The sequence below is a fragment of the Labrenzia sp. VG12 genome (genome assembly GCF_002237595.1).
GTDB lineage: Bacteria > Pseudomonadota > Alphaproteobacteria > Rhizobiales > Stappiaceae > Roseibium.
This window is the reverse complement of the sequence record NZ_CP022529.1, coordinates 1078315-1096989: the sequence shown is the minus strand read 5'-3', so window position 1 is coordinate 1096989 and position 18675 is coordinate 1078315. Positions and strand designations below refer to the sequence as shown.

Sequence of the window (18675 nt, the reverse complement as noted above, 5' to 3'; positions counted from 1 at the left end):
GCTTGTCGCAACCGGACATTGAGGGAGCGTACAAAGACCCGCTCAGACCAACATTGACCTGTCTCAATCAGCTTTAAGAGCGCGGAGTTCAGCGCTTAAGGGCTAGATGTGAAACGCAAGCGGAAGTGTCAGGAGAGAGGCTGGCCGTTGATCCAGACACCGGCAACGCCGAAGTCCTCGTCAAGATGCACCAGATCCGCAGCACGCCCTTGTTGCAGGTGTCCCAGCGGCCGGCCAAGGAAGTCGGCGGGGTCGGCAGTCGCCATTGCAAGCGCGGCATCCACCGGCATGTTCAGCGTCCCGGTCAGGTATCTTAAGGAAGCGGGCAGATCGATGTCCGCGCCAGCCAGTGTGCCATCCGCAAGGGTCAGCGTGCCATCCCGACGGAAAATCTCGCGTCCGCCGAGGTGAAAGGAGGTCACATCGGTGCCGGTCTGTGACATGGCATCGGTCACCAGAAAGATACGACCAGGGCCGTTCTTTGCCTTCAATGCAACCTTGATCGCGACCGGATCGACATGAACGCCGTCGGCAATCAGTCCTGCGCTCAGGCTTCCAAGATCGAGGGCCGCGCCCACCAGTCCCGGTTCCCGGTGCTGCAACGGGCTCATGGCATTAAAGAGGTGGGTGACGCAGGACGCCCCCGCCTCTGCCGCCGCCTTGCATTCCTGGTAGGAGGCGCCGCTATGGCCGAGGCTGACATGGATGCCCGCTTCCGCAAGCCTTTGAACCTGGTCCGGGGTGACAGTCTCCGGTGCGATTGTCAAAATCAAACTGGGCAGCTGTCTTGCGGCGAACAGGTAGAGTTCGATGTCGTCTTCTGTCATGGGCCGGATCAGATCCGGGTCATGTGCGCCCTTGCGCCCCTTGAAAAGATGCGGTCCTTCAAGATGAAGCCCCTGGAATCCGCGCACGCCGTGCGCCCAAGCCTCGATGCCGAGCTTGACCACCTTGCGCGTCGTTTCAGGCGTGTCGGTGATCAGGGTTGGCGTCAGGGCTGTTGTGCCGAGCCGCAGGTGGGCATGGCAAATGCGCGCCATGTCTTCGACACTCTCCGCATCGCCGAGCATCAATCCACCGCCGCCATTCACCTGCAGATCGATCAGACCCGGCGCCAGGATCCCGCTGCCGAGATCAACCTGACGCTGGTTTTCGTCGAGCTGGTCGATGGAAACCAGATCGGAAACCACGCCGCCGGCGACAACGAGCGCAGCCTTCTCGTGAAGCGTCCGGCCGTCAAAGATCCGGCTGCAAAGATAGGCGGTTGCGGCGGTCATACCGTCTGCGTCACCTTTTTCAGATGTTTGGGAACATCGGGATTGAAGCCCCGATGACGGGCGAACCACTCGATGAAGGCGTAGAACGACACGATTTGCACAAGCGCATCGGTCAGCGGGTGGTCTGCCGAAACAAATTGCAGCTTGTGTGCGCGCTGCACCTTGTCGCTGGTGGCAAAAACGCTGCCGCCCTGATCAACCATGCGGTCAGCAGCCTGGGCAAGCCCTTCTTCCGCCGCGTCGCGGACGCCAAGGGCCAGGATGGGGTAGCCGTTTTCGACGATGGAAACTGGCCCGTGCATCACTTCCGCAGACGAATAGGCCTCGGCGTGAATCTGGCACGTTTCCTTGAACTTCAGGGCGGCTTCATGGGCAATGGCGAGACCGGGACCACGACCGATTACATAGAGCGATCCGCGTTTCTCAATCGGCTCGGCCAGGGCCTGCCAATCCATGTCGATGGCCTTTTCGAACTGCCCGGGAAGATCTGCCAGCGCCTTGAGCAAAGTCTTGTCGTCGCCGATTTCAGCCAGCAGCAACAGTCCCGCAAGGACGGAGTTCACAAAGGTCTTGGTTGCGGCGACGCTGCGCTCAGGACCGGCGCCGATATCGACCGTCGCCTTGGACAAACGGGCAAGCGCGCTGTCGGCTGTATTGGTCAGACCGACCGTGAAGGCCCCTTGCTTGTCGGCGCTTTCAACAACCGACAGGATGTCCGGACTTGCACCGGACTGCGAAATGGCAATCACAAGTGCCTGGTTGAGTTTCACGCGCCCGCTATAGATGGAAGACACGGACGGGCCAAGCGAGGCCATTGCCAGGCCAAGATAGATCTCGGCAGCGTATTTCAGGAAGGTTGCCGCGTGATCAGACGACCCGCGCGCCACGCTTGCCAGAAACACTGGCGCTCCGGCCCTGGCTGCAATCTCGCGAATTTCTGGAGCACCGTCCGCAAGAAGACGGCGGGCAGCGTCGGGGATCTCTTCAATTTCCCGCCGCATATGCGTCGGGGCGTCGAGGTTCAAGGCTTCGTTCATAAGATCTAGTCTTCCGAAATTTGAAGTTCGGCAATGAAGTCATAGGCATCGCCGCGGTAAACGGATCGGGTGAATTCAACGACATTGCCGTTGGCAAGATAGGAGACGCGCTCGATCTTCAGCCCGGCGGAACCCGCCGGGACGCCAAGGATATCGGCATCGATCGGCTCAAGATTGCGGGCGGATATCCGCTGGATCGCCCGAACCGGCTGCAACCCTGCTCCACGCAGGATCGCATAAAGCGAGCTGGTCACCTTTTCCGGATTGGGCAGAATGTTTTCAGACAGGGAGGCCCGCTCGATCGCCATGGGCGTGCCGTCGGCCTTGCGCAGCCGCTCCACCCGCGCAACGCGCTGCCCGGAAGTCAGTCCAAGCGTGAACATTTCTTCGGGAGATGCCGGAAACAGTCCGCGCCGCAGCCACTCGCTGCTTGCAGACAAGCCGCGACGTGCCATGTCCTCGCTGAAGGAGGTCAGACTGGACAGGCGCTGTTCGACCTTGTGAACCTTGGGCGCGACGAATGATCCGCTGCCGCGTTTCTGCACAACGATCTGATCTTCCACCAGTCCTGCCACTGCCTTTCGGACGGTGACCCGGGACAGGTCGGTGATCGAGGCAATTTCCCGCTCAGACGGCAAGGGTTCATTCTCTTTCAGAACGCCTTCGTCAATCGCCTGCTGAATGCGCCGCCGCAACTGCAGATACCGGGGACCGCTGGAGTTTGCCAGCCAGTCGCCATTTTCCAGCATCGTGATAAACTCGGTCATGAAACGAGGCGCCTCAGGTGATGAAAATAATACCTTTCAGATACCAATTTAAACTCTATCGAAACCGAAAATCAAGTGATAAAAGTCACCGAACTCCCCTTAACCCCTTCCAGACGCCAACTGGTCCGTCGCGAGTTCCCCTTGCCTTTGTAGGCATATTTCGCGATATGACACTGACCGCAGCCAGTTTTCAGAAACCATGAATTTGCCGACGACCGAAGACCGGGACCCACTCTCCATTGGCCTCTCCACCAAGTCAGACGATGACGTTCTGGCCTTGCTTCTGCTTCGGCAGAAACAGGCGCTGGACGCGGTCGAACAGGCCATTCCGCAAATCAGTCGCGCCGCAGACGCCCTGAAACGCGCAACGCAGGCCGATTCCAAGATCGGGTATTCGGGCGCAGGCAGCGCCGGCCTCACTGCGCTATCCGACTGCCTGGAACTGCCGGGTACGTTCGGTTTTCCGCCGGAACGCATGCGCATGCTTTATGCCGGAGGCGCAGAGAACCTGCTGCATCTTGCCGGGACACATGAAGACAATGAAGCTGCAGGACATCACGATTTCCAGACGTCCGGACTTGGCAAAGGCGACATTTTGATCGGCGTCTCGGCCAGCGGCTCAACCCACTACACTCTCGGCACATTCCAGGCCGCAAAAGCTGCCGGAACAGAGACGATCGGCCTTGCCAACAATCCGAACACACCACTGCTGGAACTTTCCGATTACCCGATATTACTCAACACACCGGCCGAAATAATCGCCGGCTCCACGAGGCTGGGCGCCGCCAGCGCGCAAAAGGCCGCGCTCAACATGATTTCAACGCTGGTGGCCCTGCGCCTTGGTCACGCCGTGCGCGGTCATATGGTCAACCTCGTTGCCGACAATGAAAAATTGAAAGCGCGCGCGCATCGGATCCTGCAGGACCTCACGAACTGTTCTGCCGAGGTGGCCGAGAACAGCCTGGAACAGGCTGGCGGACGGGTCAAAACGGCGGCCCTGATGATTCTCCAGAACATCGACGCAACACGTGCGGAGCAGATCCTGGAAGAGCACAGCGGCAATCTGCGCCCCTTTCTTTAGGCCTCAGCTCACCCAACAGCCAAACGCATTGCCCGGATGCCGCGCCAGACGTCACCCCCCCGTGACGCCTGCTGCACTCTTACGTGTTTTTGACAATAGACCCCTCCCCTCAGAGCCCAGAGCCAATTCGTTAAAAAAGTCATGCCAATGGCTTTTTGTGGTTTACTAGACGCTCAATTGGTTGCATATTGGTATTATAAGTGGATGCAAACAAATGTAACCCAGAGGCAATTCGGCAGGCAATGACCACCTGTTTTGACATTGGCGGCTCCTTTATCCGTCACGGGACCCTGCAGGACGACGGCTCCGTCGCCGAAAGCGGCCGTGTCCCGACCCCCGGGAATGACTGGCAGGCCTTTGTTGACGCCATCGACAGCTGCACCGGTACAGATCGGGGCCCGATCTCGATTTCCCTGGCCGGCGCTTTCGACGACCGGACCGGCTTTGCCGATGTTGCCAACATTCCCTGCCTGCACAAACGGTCCGTCAAGACGGATCTTGAGGCCGCGCTAAAGCGCCCGGTTCTGATTACAAACGATGCCAATGCCTTCGCGCTTGCCGAAGCCATAGACGGCTCCGGTCGTGGCAAACCTGTCGTCTTCGGTATCATTCTGGGGACCGGTGTCGGTGGCGGCCTCGTGGTGAACGGACATCTGGTCAAGGGTGTTGGCGGCATCGCCGGCGAATGGGGCCATGGCCCGGTTGTCGACCCGACCGCCGGCGGACAGCTCAAGGGTCTTGAACACTACCCTTGCGGTTGCGGCCAGACCGGTTGCATCGACGCAGTCTGCTCTGCGCGTGGCATGGAAAAGATCCATCTGACGCTGCACGGGAAGTCGCTGTCCAGCAAGGACATCACGTCTGCCTGGCATCGGGGCGATGTGGAGGCAACGCACACCATCGAGGCCTATGCCACTCTTCTGTCCCGCGCTCTTTCCGTCCTTGTCAACACGCTCGGGCCGGATGTCATTCCGGTGAGCGGAGGATTGTCGGGCGATGAGGCCCTGCTTTCGCTGATCGATCGCAAGACCCGTACACTTGTGCTTGCTCACTATGCCGACCCGCTGGTGTTCAAGGGCCAGTTTGCCGAAAACGGCGGCCTGCACGGAGCCGGCATCGTCGCCCGTACAGCGTTCAGCGAGGCACGGACATGACCCACATACCGCTGGAGGTTTGCGTCGACACATTGGAAGGCGCCTGGGTCGCCGCTGAAAACGGAGCCGATCGGATCGAGCTATGCTCCGCTCTGTCCGAAGGCGGATTGACGCCGTCCTTGGGTGTCATGACGGCTGCGGCAAAACTGCCGGTGCCTGTTTACGTCATGATCCGTCCGCGTCGGGGCGGCTTCGCCTATTCGGATCTGGAGAAGGCGGCGATGCTGCGAGACATTGAGGCTACGGAACACGCCGGCCTTGCGGGGATCGTGCTTGGTGCCGTCGACGAACATCATGCGCTGGACCGAAACTTTCTCAGTGTCGCGCTCAAGAGCACTCGACTCCCCGCCACGCTGCACCGGGCCATCGATACGGTTCAGGACTATGGCCAGGCTATCGAGGACGCCATCGCGCTCGGCTTCGAACGTATCCTGACCTCCGGCCAGGCCGACAAGGCCGAATTGGGAATGGACCGCTTGCATCAGGCCGCCCGTATTGCTGCTGGACGCCTCTCCATCATGGCAGGCTCCGGTGTCAACGCCGCCAATGCAGCGCGCATTTTGAGACATGCTGGCGTTTCGGAACTGCACGCGTCCTGCTCCAAACCCAAAGGCGATGTTTCACAGCCGTCGACCGCTGAAACACGGCTAGGGTTCGTAGCCGCGACGGGCTCAAGAGATACCGATGCCGGTCTCGTCCAGGCGTTGCGACATGCCATGGACCTGCATGCGGAGGACGCGGCATGAAAACCGGCTATGTCGGCCTCGGTGCCCGGATCGCGAATGTCAGCAGCTGCCTTCAGAACGTCTCGAACGCGCTGGATCCGGTCGCCTATGTCGACCCGACCCCAGCTGGCCTGTCACATGTGGAGCGCAGAAGCGGCAACACGCTGACCGCTCATGATGATCTGGAAAGCATGCTGAAGAAGGAAAAGCTCGATCTCCTGATGATCGGCTCTCCCAATTTCATGCATCTTGATCACCTCCGGACCGCCTTGCAGTCGGATGTGAAATACATCTTCTGCGAAAAGCCGGTTGTGACCACGGAAGCTGAAACCTTCGAACTGCTGTCGCTGATGAAGGCCCATGACGGCGAAAAGCGCGTGATTGTCGGCCTGGTGCTGCGCTATTCACCGCTTTACACGGAGCTGCAGAAAAGCCTGAAAACCGGCCAGCTCGGCAAGGTAGTATCGATCGAAGCAGCAGAACATATCGGCCCCTATCACGGCTCTTTCTTCATGCGCGACTGGCGCCGCTACGAGAAGAACTCAGGTGGTTTCCTGCTCGAAAAATGCTGCCACGACCTGGATCTCTACCAGGGGATCACGGGATGCCGGGCGCGCTACGTTTCCAGTTTTGGGGGACGCAAGAGTTTTGTGCCGGAAAACCGGCCGGAAGCCGATCACAGCTTCCCGGGCCCTGTCTACAAGGACCGGGTCGATCCGTTCATACCGCGCTGGGGTGGTGGCAACGCCGACTTCGACAGCGACGGTGACATCATCGACTACCAGACCGCGCTGATCGAATACGAAGACGGCGCCAATCTGTGTTTTCACACCAATCTCTACGTGCCCGACGAGTTCCGGCGGTTTGCCGTCATGGGAACAAAAGGCATGGCAGAGGGCGACTTCATCCGCAACTATTACCGGGTGCACGACGCGCTGACATCGGCATGCCTGATCGACCGGCCGCAGCTGGTCGATGCTGGCCGGGACGGTCACTACGGCGCTGACGACGCCATGGCCCGGGATCTCAATCACTATTTCGAAAACGGCGGCAGCCTGCCGGTTGGCGTTCTGGATGCGCTGGAAGCGGGCCTGACAGCAATCAAGCTGGATGAGGCGCGCAAGGCCCGGGCCGTGCTCGACCTTGCCGAGACCTGGCAGCAATTCGACAGCTACGGCCTGGCTTAGGGGGGAGCATGGCACAGACCAAGAAAAAGACGGACTATTTCCCGTATCTGCTGCTGGTACCGGCGTCGCTGGTGATGCTGGCGATTGTCGCCTACCCGCTCTACGAGACGTTCCGCCTGTCTTTCACGAACACCAGCATGAGCCCGAACTTCCAGTATGTCGGGCTGGACAATTACGAGAAGCTGATGTCACGCCGCTTCCCGGAAGTGATTGCCCGCACCTTCTACTGGATGAGCCTGTCAGTGGCCCTCAAGATGCTGATCGGGACGCTTGGTGCGGTGTTGCTCAACGCCATGGTTCCGGGACGCGCCCTGTTCCGCGTTCTCGTCATGCCGCCCTGGGTCATTCCGATCGCCATCGGCGTCTTCATCTGGGGCTGGATGTATAACGGCCAGTTCGGCATGATCTCGGGCATTGCGCAACGGGTCGGTATTCTCGACGCGCCGTTTGAATTCCTCGCCTACAAGAACTCCGCCTTCATGGCGACCATCGTCACGGATGTCTGGATCGGCGTCCCGATGGTCACGCTCTATCTGCTGGCGTCCATGCAATCCATTCCGAAGGATCTTTATGAAGCCGCATGGGTTGACGGAGCCTCCCGCTTCTATCGCTTCCGCCGCATCACGCTGCCGCTGATCATTCCCTCGATCGCGACCATGGCGCTGTTGTCGGCAATCGCGACCTTTAACTCCTTCGACATCATCTGGATCCTGACGGAGGGCGGCCCGCGCGGCGCCACGACAACGATGATCATCGACACCTACAAGACCGCCATCAGCCGCTTCAAATACGGCGAAGGCGCGGCCCGGACGGTGATGATCGTCTTGTTCCTCGGGTCGTTCACACTGGTCTATTTCCTGCTGCTGTCGCGCCTTGCCAAGAGGAGCCCGAACAATGCTGCATAAGTATCGCTGGTACGAATATGTGCTGATCTATTTCGGCCTGGCAGTGTTCCTCACCTTTGTGCTGGCGCCCTTTGTAGAAGCTTTCGTGGTGTCGCTGCGGCCGCTGACCAGCCTGTTCTCCATCCCCTACCGGTTCATCACCGATGAAATGAGCTTCGATGCCTATTTCACCATGTGGGAGAACGTGCCGCTGCTGTGGATGTACATGCTCAACTCGTTCTTCATTGCAACGGTTGTCACCGTATTGGGGCTGATCTGCATCATTCCGGCAGCCTATGCCTTTGCCCGGTTCGAGTTCCCGGCACGCAACTCGCTGCTCGGCATCTTCATCGCGGTCAACATGTTCTCCGGCGCCGTCCTGATCATTCCGCTGTTCAAGCTGATGCAGCAATACGGCCTCCTGAACACCTATTTTGCCATGATCGCACCCGGCACCGCTTTCGTGATCCCGACCGGGATCTGGCTTCTGCGGTCTTACCTGGTGCGCATCCCGAAGGAGCTTGAGGAAGCTGCCTGGGTGGATGGGGCCGGCAAGATCTACACGCTCTGGCGCGTGATCATTCCGGTGGCCCTGCCAGGCATCGTGGTGGTCACGATCACCGCCTTCATCACCGCCTATGCGCAGCAGTTCATCTATGCGCTGACCTTCAACTCCGTGAACGAGCTGAACCCGCTGCCGGTCGGCCTGTTCCAGTTCTTCGGACGCCAGTCGGTCGTCTGGAACGAACTCATGGCCGCCAGCCTCGTCGGCATTCTGCCGGTGCTGTTCGTCTATGTGTTCTTGCAACGCTACATCGTCGCCGGTCTGACGGCTGGCGCTGTCAAAGAATAACAACAACAAAAACCAACCAGGAAAGGGAATTCAGATGACTCTCAAATCCATGCTGCTGAGTGGTGTTTTTGCCCTCGGCCTCGTCACTGCCGCCAAGGCTGACGACAAGAGCATTCACATGATCGTATGCGGCGACAATACCGGTGCCGGCATTCCGCTCCAGGCCGAGCTGATCAAGGGCTGGGAAGCCAAGAACCCGGGCTACAAGGTCGATGTTGAGTTTGTTCCCTGGGGACAGTGCCAGGAGAAATCCACGACCCTGGCCTCTGCCGGCAATCCGCCTGCCGTTTCCTACATGGGCTCGCGCACGCTGAAGCAGCTTGCGGCCAACGACCTGATCGTCCCGGTCAACATGACCGAGGAAGAGAAGGCCACTTACGCTGCACCGATCCTCGGCACGATCACCGCCAACGGTCAGCAATGGGGTCTGCCACGTGCTTTCTCCACCAAGGCACTCTACTGGAACAAGGACCTGTTCAAGGAAGCCGGTCTTGACCCGGAAACTGCTCCCAAGACCTGGGACGAGATGTATGAAGCGGCCAAGACCATCAAGGAAAAGACCGAAGCTGACGGCTTTGGCCTGGCCGCTGCGTCCTTCGACAACACCATGCACCAGTTCATGAACTACGTGTACACCAATGGTGGCGAAGTGATTAACGCGGACGGCGAGATCGTTTTCAACTCGCCGAACAATGTCGAAGCGCTCGACTTCTACGGCAAGATGGCAACCGTTTCCCAGCCGGGTCCGGTCGCTTATGACCGCGCCAAGCTGCGTCCGCTGTTCTCCGAAGGCAAGATCGGCATGTTCATCTCCGGTCCGTGGGAGCGTACCCGCGTTACCGACGTGAACTGGGGCGTCGCACCGCTGCCGCACGGCCCGAGCGGCGGTCCCGGCACGCTGCTGATCACCGACTCCCTCGCCGTCTTCAAGGGCTCCGGTGTCGAAGAGCAGGCGCTTGACCTCGCCAAGCTGCTGACCAACCCGGAAAACCAGATGGCATTCGAGCTGGCCGAAGGCTTCACGCCGCTGCGCGACCTGCCGGAAGTCAAGGCGCTGGTCGAGAAGGACCCGACCTGGGCAGCCTTCCTCGACGCCATCCCGACCGGTGGTCCGGAGCCGTTCGTCACTGACTATGTCGGTCTGCAGGACACGATCAACGAAGCCGTTCAGGGTGTAGTTCTGGGTGAGGTTTCTGCGGCTGAAGCCGTTGAAATCGCAGCAGAGCAGCTTGAGGAATTCAAGTAACACCTTGTGCAGTGACCGGGCCCCCTTCCCACCTTTGGGGGCCCGGCCCACTCATCTTTAAAAGGAATGACCATGGGCGACTTGCAGCTGCGCGACGTCCACAAGAGCTACGGCCATGTGGAAGTCATCAAGGGCGTCAATCTCGATGTTGATCACGGCGATTTCATTGTGTTTGTCGGTCCGTCCGGATGCGGAAAATCGACCTTGCTGCGCATGATTGCCGGACTTGAAGAAATCACCGGTGGCGATATCACCATTGAAAACACCGTCGTCAATGACCTGCCGCCTGTCAAACGCGGCATTGCCATGGTGTTCCAGTCCTATGCGCTTTATCCGCATATGTCTGTTTACGAGAACATTGCCTTTCCGCTGCGCGTCGAGCGCATGGCAAAGGACAAGGTCGAGGAAAAGGTACAGGCCGCAGCGGGCATTCTGCAGCTGACCGAGCGCCTGCACCACAAGCCGGGCGAACTGTCCGGCGGCCAGCGGCAGCGTGTCGCCATCGGCCGGGCCATTGTGCGCGAACCGTCTGTCTTCCTGTTTGACGAGCCGCTCTCCAATCTGGACGCAGCGCTCCGCGCCGAGATGCGCGTCGAACTGGCGAAGCTTCATACGGAACTCGACGCAACGATGATCTATGTCACGCACGACCAGGTCGAAGCCATGACCATGGCGGACCGGATCGTTGTGCTTGATCAGGGTGTCATCTCGCAGGTGGGGTCACCACTTGAGCTCTACCACAAGCCGCAAAACCTTTTCGTCGCCGGTTTTATCGGCAATCCGAAAATGAATTTCATTGAGGTCACCGGAAAAAGCACCGGCGAAGATGGCGTGACGGTGTCACTCCCCTCTGGCTCCGAACTCACGGTCAAGGTCTCGACAGACGAAGACGTTGCCGGTCGAAAACTGACACTTGGCATCCGCCCGGAGCACCTGACACTCGGCAAGGCCGACGCCACCATCGAGGTTCTGCCCAACGTCGTGGAGCATCTTGGAATCCATACCGTTACCTACAGCACGGTCGAGGGTGCCACAGCAACATTCTGCAGCCTTCTCCCGGGCTCCGCTCCGGCAAAGGTCGGCAAGCCAGTTGCCATGGGGCTGAAGGGAGCGGACTGTCATCTCTTCGACGAGAACAGCAAGGCGTTCGAGCGTCAACTGTCGCTTGAAGCGCTGGACGCTGCCGAGATGCACATTTGACCACACGCCCCCCTTCGGGGTGCGAACCAATCGAAAACGGCCGCTCTCGGGCGGCCGTTTTCTGTACTGATTAGGCGGGCAAGTCGTCTGGAGGACTAGACGACTTGCCCACGGGCGGCGACGGGCTCAATGCGCGTCACCACGCCGTCTCGATGGAACACCATCCTGTCGAAGAGATTGGAAACCACGCAGGTGTGGTTGGGGATGATCCGGACCCGTTCACCAACCTCCGGCTTTGTCGAAGACTTGCTCAGATCCACAACCGCATGCTCTTCACTCAGTGACGTGATCGATGCGTCCGGATAGTCGATCATCAGTCCATGATCGGAAAAGCCAAGCAGGTCGGAGGTCAGCGCCTTGGACCCGGCATCCAGAACGGCTCTGGTTTCCGTAGGCCTGGACACGACGGTTGCCAGCACATGCATCGCGCAATCGTCGAAGTCGCACATGCCGGCGCGCACCATGGACCGATCGTTGAAAATGTAGGTCCCGGCCCGGTGCTCTGTCGCGCTTGCGACCAGGTCGCTGTCAAAAAGGCTGGGCGATCCACCATGCGAAACAACCGGGCAATCCAGACCGGCGGCAGCCAACTGCTTGATCGTCTGCGCAAAGAAAGCCTCTACGTCCTTCTCCGAAGAGGGCCGCGGATAGGTCATGAGGCCGTGAAACTGAAGCCCCGGCGCCGCGTTAATGTGCTTTGCGAGCTCAACTGCCTCCTCCGGTGACTGCACGCCATTTCGACCCGCGCCAGTGTCGCATTCAACCAGGATCTTGAGCGGTTGTTCCCTGGAAAAAACCGCTGCCAAACCATCCACGACAACCGGATTGTCGGCAACGACCTGAAGATCGACCTTCGCGTTCAGAGCCAGCAAACGGTTGAGGCGTGCGTTGCCGAGCATGTTGAACGTGATCAGGATATCGGTGAACCCGGCATCGGCGAAAACCTCCGCCTCGCTGATCTTCTGGCAATTGATGCCCCTGGCCCCTGCCGCCAACTGCGCGGCCGCAAGCGCCGGGATCTTGTGGGTCTTGATGTGCGGCCGGAAATTCCGGCCGATCCTGTCGAAATAGTCCTGTGCGACCTTGATGTTGGTCGCCATGACCGTTTCATCGATCACGGCAACCGGCGTCAGAAGTTCGTGAATGGAAAGCCCGACACTCATCGCTCAAACTCCCTGCTTGGCGGCCGTCGTGCGCGCCTGGATTTCCTGAGGTGCCTGCACAGCGTTGATCGGCCAGATGTCTCTTGGCGCTTTTTTATACGGCGTGACGCGCGGATCGTTCGGATAGGGCCTGCCGGCAGCACAATAGAGGATCAACGGGCTGACCCGTGCAAAGGACTCGTGAAAATGATTGGTCGATTTCACGACCAGGATCTTCCGATCCGTCGGTTCGACCCCGAAATTCGAAAACAGGCTCGTGTCGAAGCACTGAGCCCTTGTTGAATTCAGGATCACCTCTATGCCGCCAATCCGAATCAGGCTGGCGTCGCCAATCGGAACATGGCTCTCGCCAAAGCGTTGCTCAGCATTCCGGATGTTGCGGACAATCTCGACTTCGGCATCGATCGGAGCGCCTGTATCCGGTGCTGACTTGGCACCGAACCGCAATTGCATGCGAGCCCCCTCACCAGCGACATGGCAGAGCTGAACCGAAACCGGGTCCCAGATCGAGCCAAAAGCAATGTTGTCGAGCTCACGCGCCATTGCCTCTGCCAGAAGAATGGTCGCATCCCCGGCGGTGCCGCCGCCTGGATTGTCCCACATATCTGCGATTGTGACAGGACCGCCTTCAAAGGCGAGCGCCCTGTCATAGGCTTCATCCGGCGTCAGTTCCCGGCTGCGCGCCTTTCCGCGCAGTCCGAACAGTCGTTCTCCGAATTCACGGCACACCGCCTCTCCCAATTCCGGGTTGGCGTCGGTTACCGCAAGTACCTTCGACCCCATTTCAGGAACATCTCCGGCCATGAATCCGTGCACCACGGACAGCGACAGCAGCTCTGGTGTTTCCCTCTCACGCCGGATCATCTCATCCACAAGGTGACGCATGGGCTCAGACGTTGTGGGAAAGACGTCGATCATCTTCGGGTCGTAAACGCTTATTTCCGGCGTGACTTCTCCAGCGACTGTACGCCTTGCAACTTCCCAGGCATCTTCCGCCCTTTCGACAAAATCGATGTGAGGGAATTCCTTGAAGGCGATCAGGGCGTCAGCTGCCTCAACGCGCTTTGCGGTCAGGTGACTGTGCGGGTCGAATGTCGCAATGATCGGTGTGTCGGGGCCAACCAGCGTCCGAATGCGGCCCAGCAGGTCACCTTCCGGGTCATCATAGCCATCGGCAACCATGGCGCCGTGCAAGCCGATCACCACAACATCAAACGGCAGTTGCGCCTGTATCTGCCCGCAGATCTCGTCACGCAGATCCTCGTACGTCTGCCGCGCCACAAGACCGGCCGGATCCGCCCAGGCTGCGGTTCCTTCTATCAAGTCCCATCCATGTAGCTGGGCGAATCTGCGCCCCACCGTGACCACAGCAGAGCACAGCGTCGGCGTCTGCGGGTGTTCTCCGGGCCGGGCCAGAAGCGACGCCCGAAAGGCCTCGATATCAACACGGATCGGCGAAAACGTGTTTGTTTCGGTTGCCAGGACGGCCGTGAATGCGCGTGGTCGGGACATGATCAGGACGCCACCGCCAACGGATTGGGCAGATAACCGGCAAAGCCGCAGATTTTCCAGCGCCCCTCCTTGCGGACGCAGAAATAAAGCGTCTGCCAGAGCAACCTGTCCACGCTGCCATCGGCTTTGGTGATTGAGCCGTCGAACTTCTTGTGAGCGATTGCCCGACCGCCTTTGACTTCAATCGCAGACAGGTCCGTTGCCTCGAAAATCGCAGCCCTGGCGTCTTCGGCAAATTCCGTCTCGGCAAAGTCGGCGGCCTGACGCAACCATTCCGTCTTGTAGGTTTCAAGGTCAGGGAATCCGAGCGTCCAGTCGTCCGGATTGACTGCCCTGCCCCCGTCCACGCCGAAAAACGCCGATACGTCAAAATCATCGGCAACCTGAGACCAGTCCGCGGCGACGAAGGCGTTGATGTCCCGCATCACCAACATGTCCCAGATTTCCGCCCTGTCTGGGTCCACGCTTGAAAAAGGATTGGTCTGACTGTCGGAAACACCCTGCATATCGGAAACCATTTTCATTTTGATGGTTGATTTTTGAAAAATATACGGGTGAAATAAAACCAATGTCAAACCACTATGTAAATCATTTTCATTTTTGGAGCTGAATATGTCGATCACACGCTATGGTGCTGAAAAATCCGGTGCCGGTGGCCAGAACCTTCCCTTCGCCCGCGCTGTCGAAGCGGACGGCTGGCTGTATGTCTCCGGCCAGGTGCCGATGAAGGACGGTGAAATCGTCGGCACCGGCATCGTTGAACAGACACATCTGACCATCAAGAACGTCATCGCGATCCTCGAAGAAGCCGGCTACGGTCTCGAACACGTGGTGCGCTGCGGCGTCTGGCTGGACGATCCGCGCGACTTCTGGTCCTTCAATGGCGTCTACAAGAGCTATTTCGGCGAACACCCGCCGGCGCGTGCCTGTGTCCAGGCGACGATGATGGTCGATTGCAAGGTCGAGATCGACTGCGTCGCCTACAAGAAGCCGGACTGACCCCATGCGGGACATCCTATCCGTGCTGCAGCAGATCGAACCGGAACTGTCCAAGTCGGAACGGATTCTGGCAAGCCTGTTGCGCACGGAAGCGGATTTCATTGTCAACGCCGGCATAACGGATGTTGCTGAACGGGCGGGCGTCTCGCCGCCGACCGTGACGCGCTTCTGCCGGCGTCTGGGCTGCGACAGTTTCACCGCGTTCAAGGTTCAGGTCGCGCAGGTCACCTTTGCCGGCACTCGCTATCTGGCGGTGGATGCGGCCTCGGCCGCCCCCTCGGATGTTGCCGACAGTCTGCTGGTCCAACTTCAGGACGCAGCGGTCAAGACACGCCAGACACTTGACATGGCCGCAATAGACAAGGCCGTTGACGCCATCTCGGGAGCAGGTCTCCTGGCCGCATTTGGCGCCGGTGGCACATCTTCGATGATTTCCGACGAAATGCAGAACCGTTTCTTCCGGCTCGGCCTGCGGACTGTCAGCATTACAGATCACGCCATGCAGCTCATGCAGGCTGCAACCCTATCGGCCGGAGATGTCGTGCTGGCGTCGTCGGTCTCCGGCCGGAACCTGCAGATGGTGCGCGCGCTTGAGGCGGCCAAGACCTATGGCGCCACCGTGATTGCGCTGACGCGTCCGGACCGCCCGGTGTCTGATCTTGCAGACATCACGATCGGAATCGACCTGCCGGAGGGCGACAACATCCTGCGGCCCAGCACCAGCCGTTTTGCGTTCCTTTATGTGACCGACCTTCTGGCAACGCTTGTCGCCATGAAACGCGGCAACGAGGCGCGCGAAAGCCTTCGGCGGGTCAAATACCAGCTCAGCAATTCCCGGGATCCGGATGACAAGGAAGCTCTTGGTGACTGACCTTTCTGCCAAATCCGTCGCCGTCGTGACGGGTGCAGCCGGCGATATCGGCGCGGCCATTTGCCGGGCACTCGCCCCAAACCATCACATCGCCGCAGTGGATATTGCTGGTGCAGCACTCGATGCGGCTGTGGCCGATCTGAAGGCGCTAGGCTTCCAGGCCAGTGCCTTTGTTTGCGACCTGACCGATCCCGAAGCCCTTACCGCGATGGCTGCTTCCGTCGCGGGTCTTGGGCCGGTGACCGTCCTCATCAACAACGCGGGGGCTGCCGCGTCGCCGACGCTGCATTCCATGACCGCTGTAGACCTGGCAAGGGACCTCTCCCTGAACCTGGAGGCCGCGCTCAATACCTTCAAGGTGTTTGAAACTCCCCTTTCCGCGTGCGGTTCAGGCTGTGTCGTCAATATTGCTTCGGTCAACGGTCTGGCTGCGTTCGGCCATCCGGCCTATAGCGCCGCAAAAGCGGGGCTCGTTCACGCGACCAAGGCCATTGCCGTCGAATACGGCAAATACGGCCTACGCGCCAATTCCGTCGCGCCCGGCACCGTCAGAACACAAGCCTGGAAAGACCGCGCGAAGGCCAATCCGGATGTCTTTGAAGAAGCCCTTGCCTGGTACCCTCTCAAACAGCTGCCGGAACCGGACGACATTGCAACCACCGTCGCCTTCCTTGCCAGCCCCGCCGCGCGCTGCATCACCGGCATCTGCCTTCCCGTCGACAGCGGTCTGACCGCAGGCTCAACGGCGCTGCCCCGCACCTTCACCCAATCGCCTGACTTTGATGGATAAGCTTATGAGCAACTTTGTTCTCGACAGTTATTTTCAGCCTTCTGATGACCTTGCCAAGGCACGTTTCGACCTTGCACTGACCAATACCGGCAGCAAGGCGGTTTCCTCTTTCTCTTTGGCTTTCACCTCCGTCACACGTGCAGTTAACAGCGCGACGCTCAAGAATGCCGCGGGCTTTACGCGCGTCGCCAACTTTCACGAGATCACGCCACCCGACGGCCTCGTCCTGCAGCCGGGAGAAACCTGGTCCTTTTCCATCGAAGGCTTGAGCCACCCGGGAAGACACAGGCTCGACGGACCGAAATCCGCCTATCTGACGGCGTCAGGTGCGATCCACGACGTGCAGTGCACCGACCTTGAAGCACCGGCCGAACTTGATACCGGTGAACGCAAACAGGTACCAGACGGGCACGTCGACACGCCGCTCTATATTGTGCCCTGGCCACAAAGCGTCGACTTTGCCGGCAAGAAAAGTGCTCTGTCCGCCTTCTTGATCGACAATGGCACGACCATCGAGAAATCCGCGGCTGCGAAAATCAATGCGCTTTCCAAGCGGCTCTTTTCGGCAGCTCCCTATCCATTCCGGTTTGCACCGGGCGCAGACCTGATGCCGCTGACCTTTAAAGCGGACCCCACCCTTCCCGAGGACGGCTATCGCCTGCAATTCAAGTCGGCAGCAGTTGCCATCAGCTATGGTGGATCGGTCGGCCTTGACTATGGTCTCACGGCGCTGGCGCAGATGGCCTTCGGCGCCTACAGCGCCCCGGAAAGCTATTGCCTGCCGGCAGCCGCCCGTATCGAAGATGCTCCCCGCTTTACCTGGCGCGGCACCCATCTGGACGTGTCACGACACTTCCGCGGCCCAGAGGACATCCTGCGACTGCTCGACATACTCGCCTGGGCCCGGATGAACATCTTTCAATGGCATCTGACCGACGACGAAGGCTGGCGTCTTGAAATCAAGGCCTATCCGGAACTGACCGTGAGCGGTGCCCGCCGTGGGCCCGGCTGTCAGCAGGTCGCTCAGCTCGGATATGCCTCTGAAGTCTATGAGGGCGCCTACACGCAGGACGAGGTCCGGGACATTGTCGCCCATGCCACCAGCCTCAACATCGATATTCTGCCGGAAATCGACGTTCCGGGTCATTCCACGGCGATCCTGAAGACCTATCCCCATCTTGGCGACCAGGCAGAACCGCCCGAGAGCTACCATTCCGTTCAGGGATATCCCAACAATGCGCTGAACCCGGCGATGGAGGAAACCTACGCCTTTCTTGAAAAGGTGTTTGCCGAGGTCGCGAGCCTCTTTCCTTGCGACTACATTCACATCGGCGGCGACGAGGTCGACACCAAGGCCTGGCTGACCTCTCCCAAGACCCAGCGCCTGATGGAAGAGCACGGACTGAAGGACACGATGGAAGTGCAGGCCTATTTCATGGGCCGCGTACGCGACATCCTGCGGAAGTTCGGCAAGAAGCTGGCCGGTTGGGACGAGGTTTCGCACGGTGGCGGCATCGACCCGGACGGTGTGCTTCTGATGGCCTGGCAGAAACCGGAAGTGACCCGCGAATTGATTGACCAGGGCTATCAGGTCATCTGCACGCCAGGGCAGCATTATTATCTCGACATGGCGCAAGCCTCTGGCTGGCAGGAGCCCGGTGCAAGCTGGGCCGGCGTCTCCTCACCGGAATCCGCCTATGGTTATGAGGCCTCCGACGGGCTCAGCGCCTCCGGTCCGGGCGCGCTGGTCGGGGTCCAGGCCTGCATCTGGTGCGAACACATGGTCGACAACAGCGTGTTCAACCATATGGTCTTCCCGCGCCTTTATGCCGTGGCCGAAGCCGGCTGGACGCAACCGGAGAACAAGAACTGGCCGCGCTTTGCCGCCAGCAGCAAATTGTTCCCCGAACTCTAGAAAGGGCGCATTCC

The 18675-nt window shown here is 59.6% G+C and carries 18 protein-coding genes; 12 read left to right on the top strand and 6 right to left on the bottom strand.

The features are described from left to right. Nucleotides 1–128: 128 nt before the first annotated feature. From nagA to CHH27_RS04980, 3 genes are read right to left on the bottom strand one after another with little or no spacing between them, the layout of a single operon-like run. Entirely contained in the window at nt 129–1277 is a 1149-nt protein-coding gene (gene nagA, locus CHH27_RS04990; protein WP_094070606.1) for an N-acetylglucosamine-6-phosphate deacetylase, read from the bottom strand. Then, entirely contained in the window at nt 1274–2314 is a 1041-nt protein-coding gene (locus CHH27_RS04985) for an SIS domain-containing protein (protein ID WP_094070605.1), read from the bottom strand. Before CHH27_RS04985 ends, nagA begins: the two co-directional genes overlap by 4 nt. Before the next feature lie 5 nt (nt 2315–2319). After that, nucleotides 2320–3081, bottom strand: coding sequence for a GntR family transcriptional regulator (locus tag CHH27_RS04980; protein WP_094070604.1), 762 nt, complete (start codon nt 3079–3081; stop codon nt 2320–2322). A gap of 199 nt (nt 3082–3280) precedes the next feature. Here CHH27_RS04980 and CHH27_RS04975 point away from each other — a divergent pair, with 199 nt between their 5' ends. From CHH27_RS04975 to CHH27_RS04940, 8 genes are all read left to right on the top strand, one after another. Further along, nucleotides 3281–4162 carry an N-acetylmuramic acid 6-phosphate etherase gene (locus CHH27_RS04975; RefSeq protein ID WP_094070603.1) on the top strand — a complete coding sequence of 294 codons (882 nt, stop codon included), beginning with the start codon at nt 3281–3283 and terminating at the stop codon, nt 4160–4162. Nucleotides 4163–4404: 242 nt separating this feature from the next. Beyond that, on the top strand, nt 4405–5316 hold the full coding sequence (locus CHH27_RS04970) for an ROK family protein (protein WP_094070602.1): 912 nt from the start codon (nt 4405–4407) through the stop codon (nt 5314–5316). Then, nucleotides 5313–6062: a copper homeostasis protein CutC gene (locus CHH27_RS04965; protein ID WP_094070601.1), complete on the top strand. Its 750-nt coding sequence runs from the start codon at nt 5313–5315 to the stop codon at nt 6060–6062. Before CHH27_RS04970 ends, CHH27_RS04965 begins: the two co-directional genes overlap by 4 nt. Then, on the top strand, nt 6059–7228 hold the full coding sequence (locus tag CHH27_RS04960; protein ID WP_094070600.1) for a Gfo/Idh/MocA family protein: 1170 nt from the start codon (nt 6059–6061) through the stop codon (nt 7226–7228). The genes CHH27_RS04965 and CHH27_RS04960 overlap by 4 nt, the downstream gene beginning before the upstream one ends. Nucleotides 7229–7236: 8 nt before the next feature. Beyond that, nucleotides 7237–8133 carry a carbohydrate ABC transporter permease gene (locus CHH27_RS04955; protein WP_094070599.1) on the top strand — a complete coding sequence of 299 codons (897 nt, stop codon included), beginning with the start codon at nt 7237–7239 and terminating at the stop codon, nt 8131–8133. After that, nucleotides 8123–8965: a carbohydrate ABC transporter permease gene (locus CHH27_RS04950; protein ID WP_094070598.1), complete on the top strand. Its 843-nt coding sequence runs from the start codon at nt 8123–8125 to the stop codon at nt 8963–8965. Before CHH27_RS04955 ends, CHH27_RS04950 begins: the two co-directional genes overlap by 11 nt. A 34-nt stretch (nt 8966–8999) precedes the next feature. Then, entirely contained in the window at nt 9000–10211 is a 1212-nt protein-coding gene (locus tag CHH27_RS04945) for a sugar ABC transporter substrate-binding protein (RefSeq protein ID WP_094070597.1), read from the top strand. 72 nt (nt 10212–10283) lie between these two features. Further along, on the top strand, nt 10284–11411 hold the full coding sequence (locus CHH27_RS04940) for an ABC transporter ATP-binding protein (RefSeq protein ID WP_094074527.1): 1128 nt from the start codon (nt 10284–10286) through the stop codon (nt 11409–11411). 95 nt (nt 11412–11506) lie between these two features. On the opposite strand, the gene CHH27_RS04935 is transcribed toward CHH27_RS04940, so the two are convergent. Genes CHH27_RS04935 through CHH27_RS04925 form a run of 3 tightly spaced genes read right to left on the bottom strand, consistent with a single transcriptional unit; the run spans nt 11507 to nt 14610 of the window. Then, complete coding sequence (locus CHH27_RS04935; RefSeq protein WP_094070596.1) at nt 11507–12574, bottom strand: alanine racemase; 1068 nt, start codon at nt 12572–12574, stop codon at nt 11507–11509. A 3-nt stretch (nt 12575–12577) separates the two neighbouring features. Next, nucleotides 12578–14086 (bottom strand): M81 family metallopeptidase, encoded by a 1509-nt coding sequence (locus CHH27_RS04930; protein WP_094070595.1) that lies wholly within the window; start codon nt 14084–14086, stop codon nt 12578–12580. Between the two features lie 2 nt (nt 14087–14088). Further along, nucleotides 14089–14610: a hypothetical protein gene (locus CHH27_RS04925; RefSeq protein WP_094070594.1), complete on the bottom strand. Its 522-nt coding sequence runs from the start codon at nt 14608–14610 to the stop codon at nt 14089–14091. 88 nt (nt 14611–14698) lie between these two features. Here CHH27_RS04925 and CHH27_RS04920 point away from each other — a divergent pair, with 88 nt between their 5' ends. The 4 genes from CHH27_RS04920 to CHH27_RS04905 are packed head-to-tail and all read left to right on the top strand — an operon-like array spanning nt 14699 to nt 18661. Then, nucleotides 14699–15085 carry a RidA family protein gene (locus CHH27_RS04920; RefSeq protein ID WP_094070593.1) on the top strand — a complete coding sequence of 129 codons (387 nt, stop codon included), beginning with the start codon at nt 14699–14701 and terminating at the stop codon, nt 15083–15085. Between the two features lie 4 nt (nt 15086–15089). Then, nucleotides 15090–15956 (top strand): MurR/RpiR family transcriptional regulator, encoded by an 867-nt coding sequence (locus CHH27_RS04915; protein ID WP_094070592.1) that lies wholly within the window; start codon nt 15090–15092, stop codon nt 15954–15956. Beyond that, nucleotides 15949–16746 carry an SDR family oxidoreductase gene (locus tag CHH27_RS04910; protein WP_247646193.1) on the top strand — a complete coding sequence of 266 codons (798 nt, stop codon included), beginning with the start codon at nt 15949–15951 and terminating at the stop codon, nt 16744–16746. Before CHH27_RS04915 ends, CHH27_RS04910 begins: the two co-directional genes overlap by 8 nt. Nucleotides 16747–16750: 4 nt before the next feature. Then, the gene (locus tag CHH27_RS04905) at nt 16751–18661 is read left to right on the top strand and encodes a beta-N-acetylhexosaminidase (RefSeq protein ID WP_094070590.1); all 1911 of its coding nucleotides are present in this window, start codon (nt 16751–16753) and stop codon (nt 18659–18661) included. Nucleotides 18662–18675 lie beyond the last annotated feature (14 nt).

Coding starts and splice junctions, on each gene's coding strand:
- CHH27_RS04930 (WP_094070595.1), bottom strand. CDS start 14,086: ATGTCCCGACCACGCGCATTCACGGCCGTCCTGGCAACCGAAACAAAC.
- CHH27_RS04925 (WP_094070594.1), bottom strand. CDS start 14,610: ATGAAAATGGTTTCCGATATGCAGGGTGTTTCCGACAGTCAGACCAAT.
- CHH27_RS04920 (WP_094070593.1), top strand. CDS start 14,699: ATGTCGATCACACGCTATGGTGCTGAAAAATCCGGTGCCGGTGGCCAG.
- CHH27_RS04915 (WP_094070592.1), top strand. CDS start 15,090: ATGCGGGACATCCTATCCGTGCTGCAGCAGATCGAACCGGAACTGTCC.
- CHH27_RS04965 (WP_094070601.1), top strand. CDS start 5,313: ATGACCCACATACCGCTGGAGGTTTGCGTCGACACATTGGAAGGCGCC.
- CHH27_RS04960 (WP_094070600.1), top strand. CDS start 6,059: ATGAAAACCGGCTATGTCGGCCTCGGTGCCCGGATCGCGAATGTCAGC.
- nagA (WP_094070606.1), bottom strand. CDS start 1,277: ATGACCGCCGCAACCGCCTATCTTTGCAGCCGGATCTTTGACGGCCGG.
- CHH27_RS04975 (WP_094070603.1), top strand. CDS start 3,281: ATGAATTTGCCGACGACCGAAGACCGGGACCCACTCTCCATTGGCCTC.
- CHH27_RS04955 (WP_094070599.1), top strand. CDS start 7,237: ATGGCACAGACCAAGAAAAAGACGGACTATTTCCCGTATCTGCTGCTG.
- CHH27_RS04980 (WP_094070604.1), bottom strand. CDS start 3,081: ATGACCGAGTTTATCACGATGCTGGAAAATGGCGACTGGCTGGCAAAC.
- CHH27_RS04905 (WP_094070590.1), top strand. CDS start 16,751: ATGAGCAACTTTGTTCTCGACAGTTATTTTCAGCCTTCTGATGACCTT.
- CHH27_RS04940 (WP_094074527.1), top strand. CDS start 10,284: ATGGGCGACTTGCAGCTGCGCGACGTCCACAAGAGCTACGGCCATGTG.
- CHH27_RS04945 (WP_094070597.1), top strand. CDS start 9,000: ATGACTCTCAAATCCATGCTGCTGAGTGGTGTTTTTGCCCTCGGCCTC.
- CHH27_RS04950 (WP_094070598.1), top strand. CDS start 8,123: ATGCTGCATAAGTATCGCTGGTACGAATATGTGCTGATCTATTTCGGC.
- CHH27_RS04935 (WP_094070596.1), bottom strand. CDS start 12,574: ATGAGTGTCGGGCTTTCCATTCACGAACTTCTGACGCCGGTTGCCGTG.
- CHH27_RS04970 (WP_094070602.1), top strand. CDS start 4,405: ATGACCACCTGTTTTGACATTGGCGGCTCCTTTATCCGTCACGGGACC.
- CHH27_RS04985 (WP_094070605.1), bottom strand. CDS start 2,314: ATGAACGAAGCCTTGAACCTCGACGCCCCGACGCATATGCGGCGGGAA.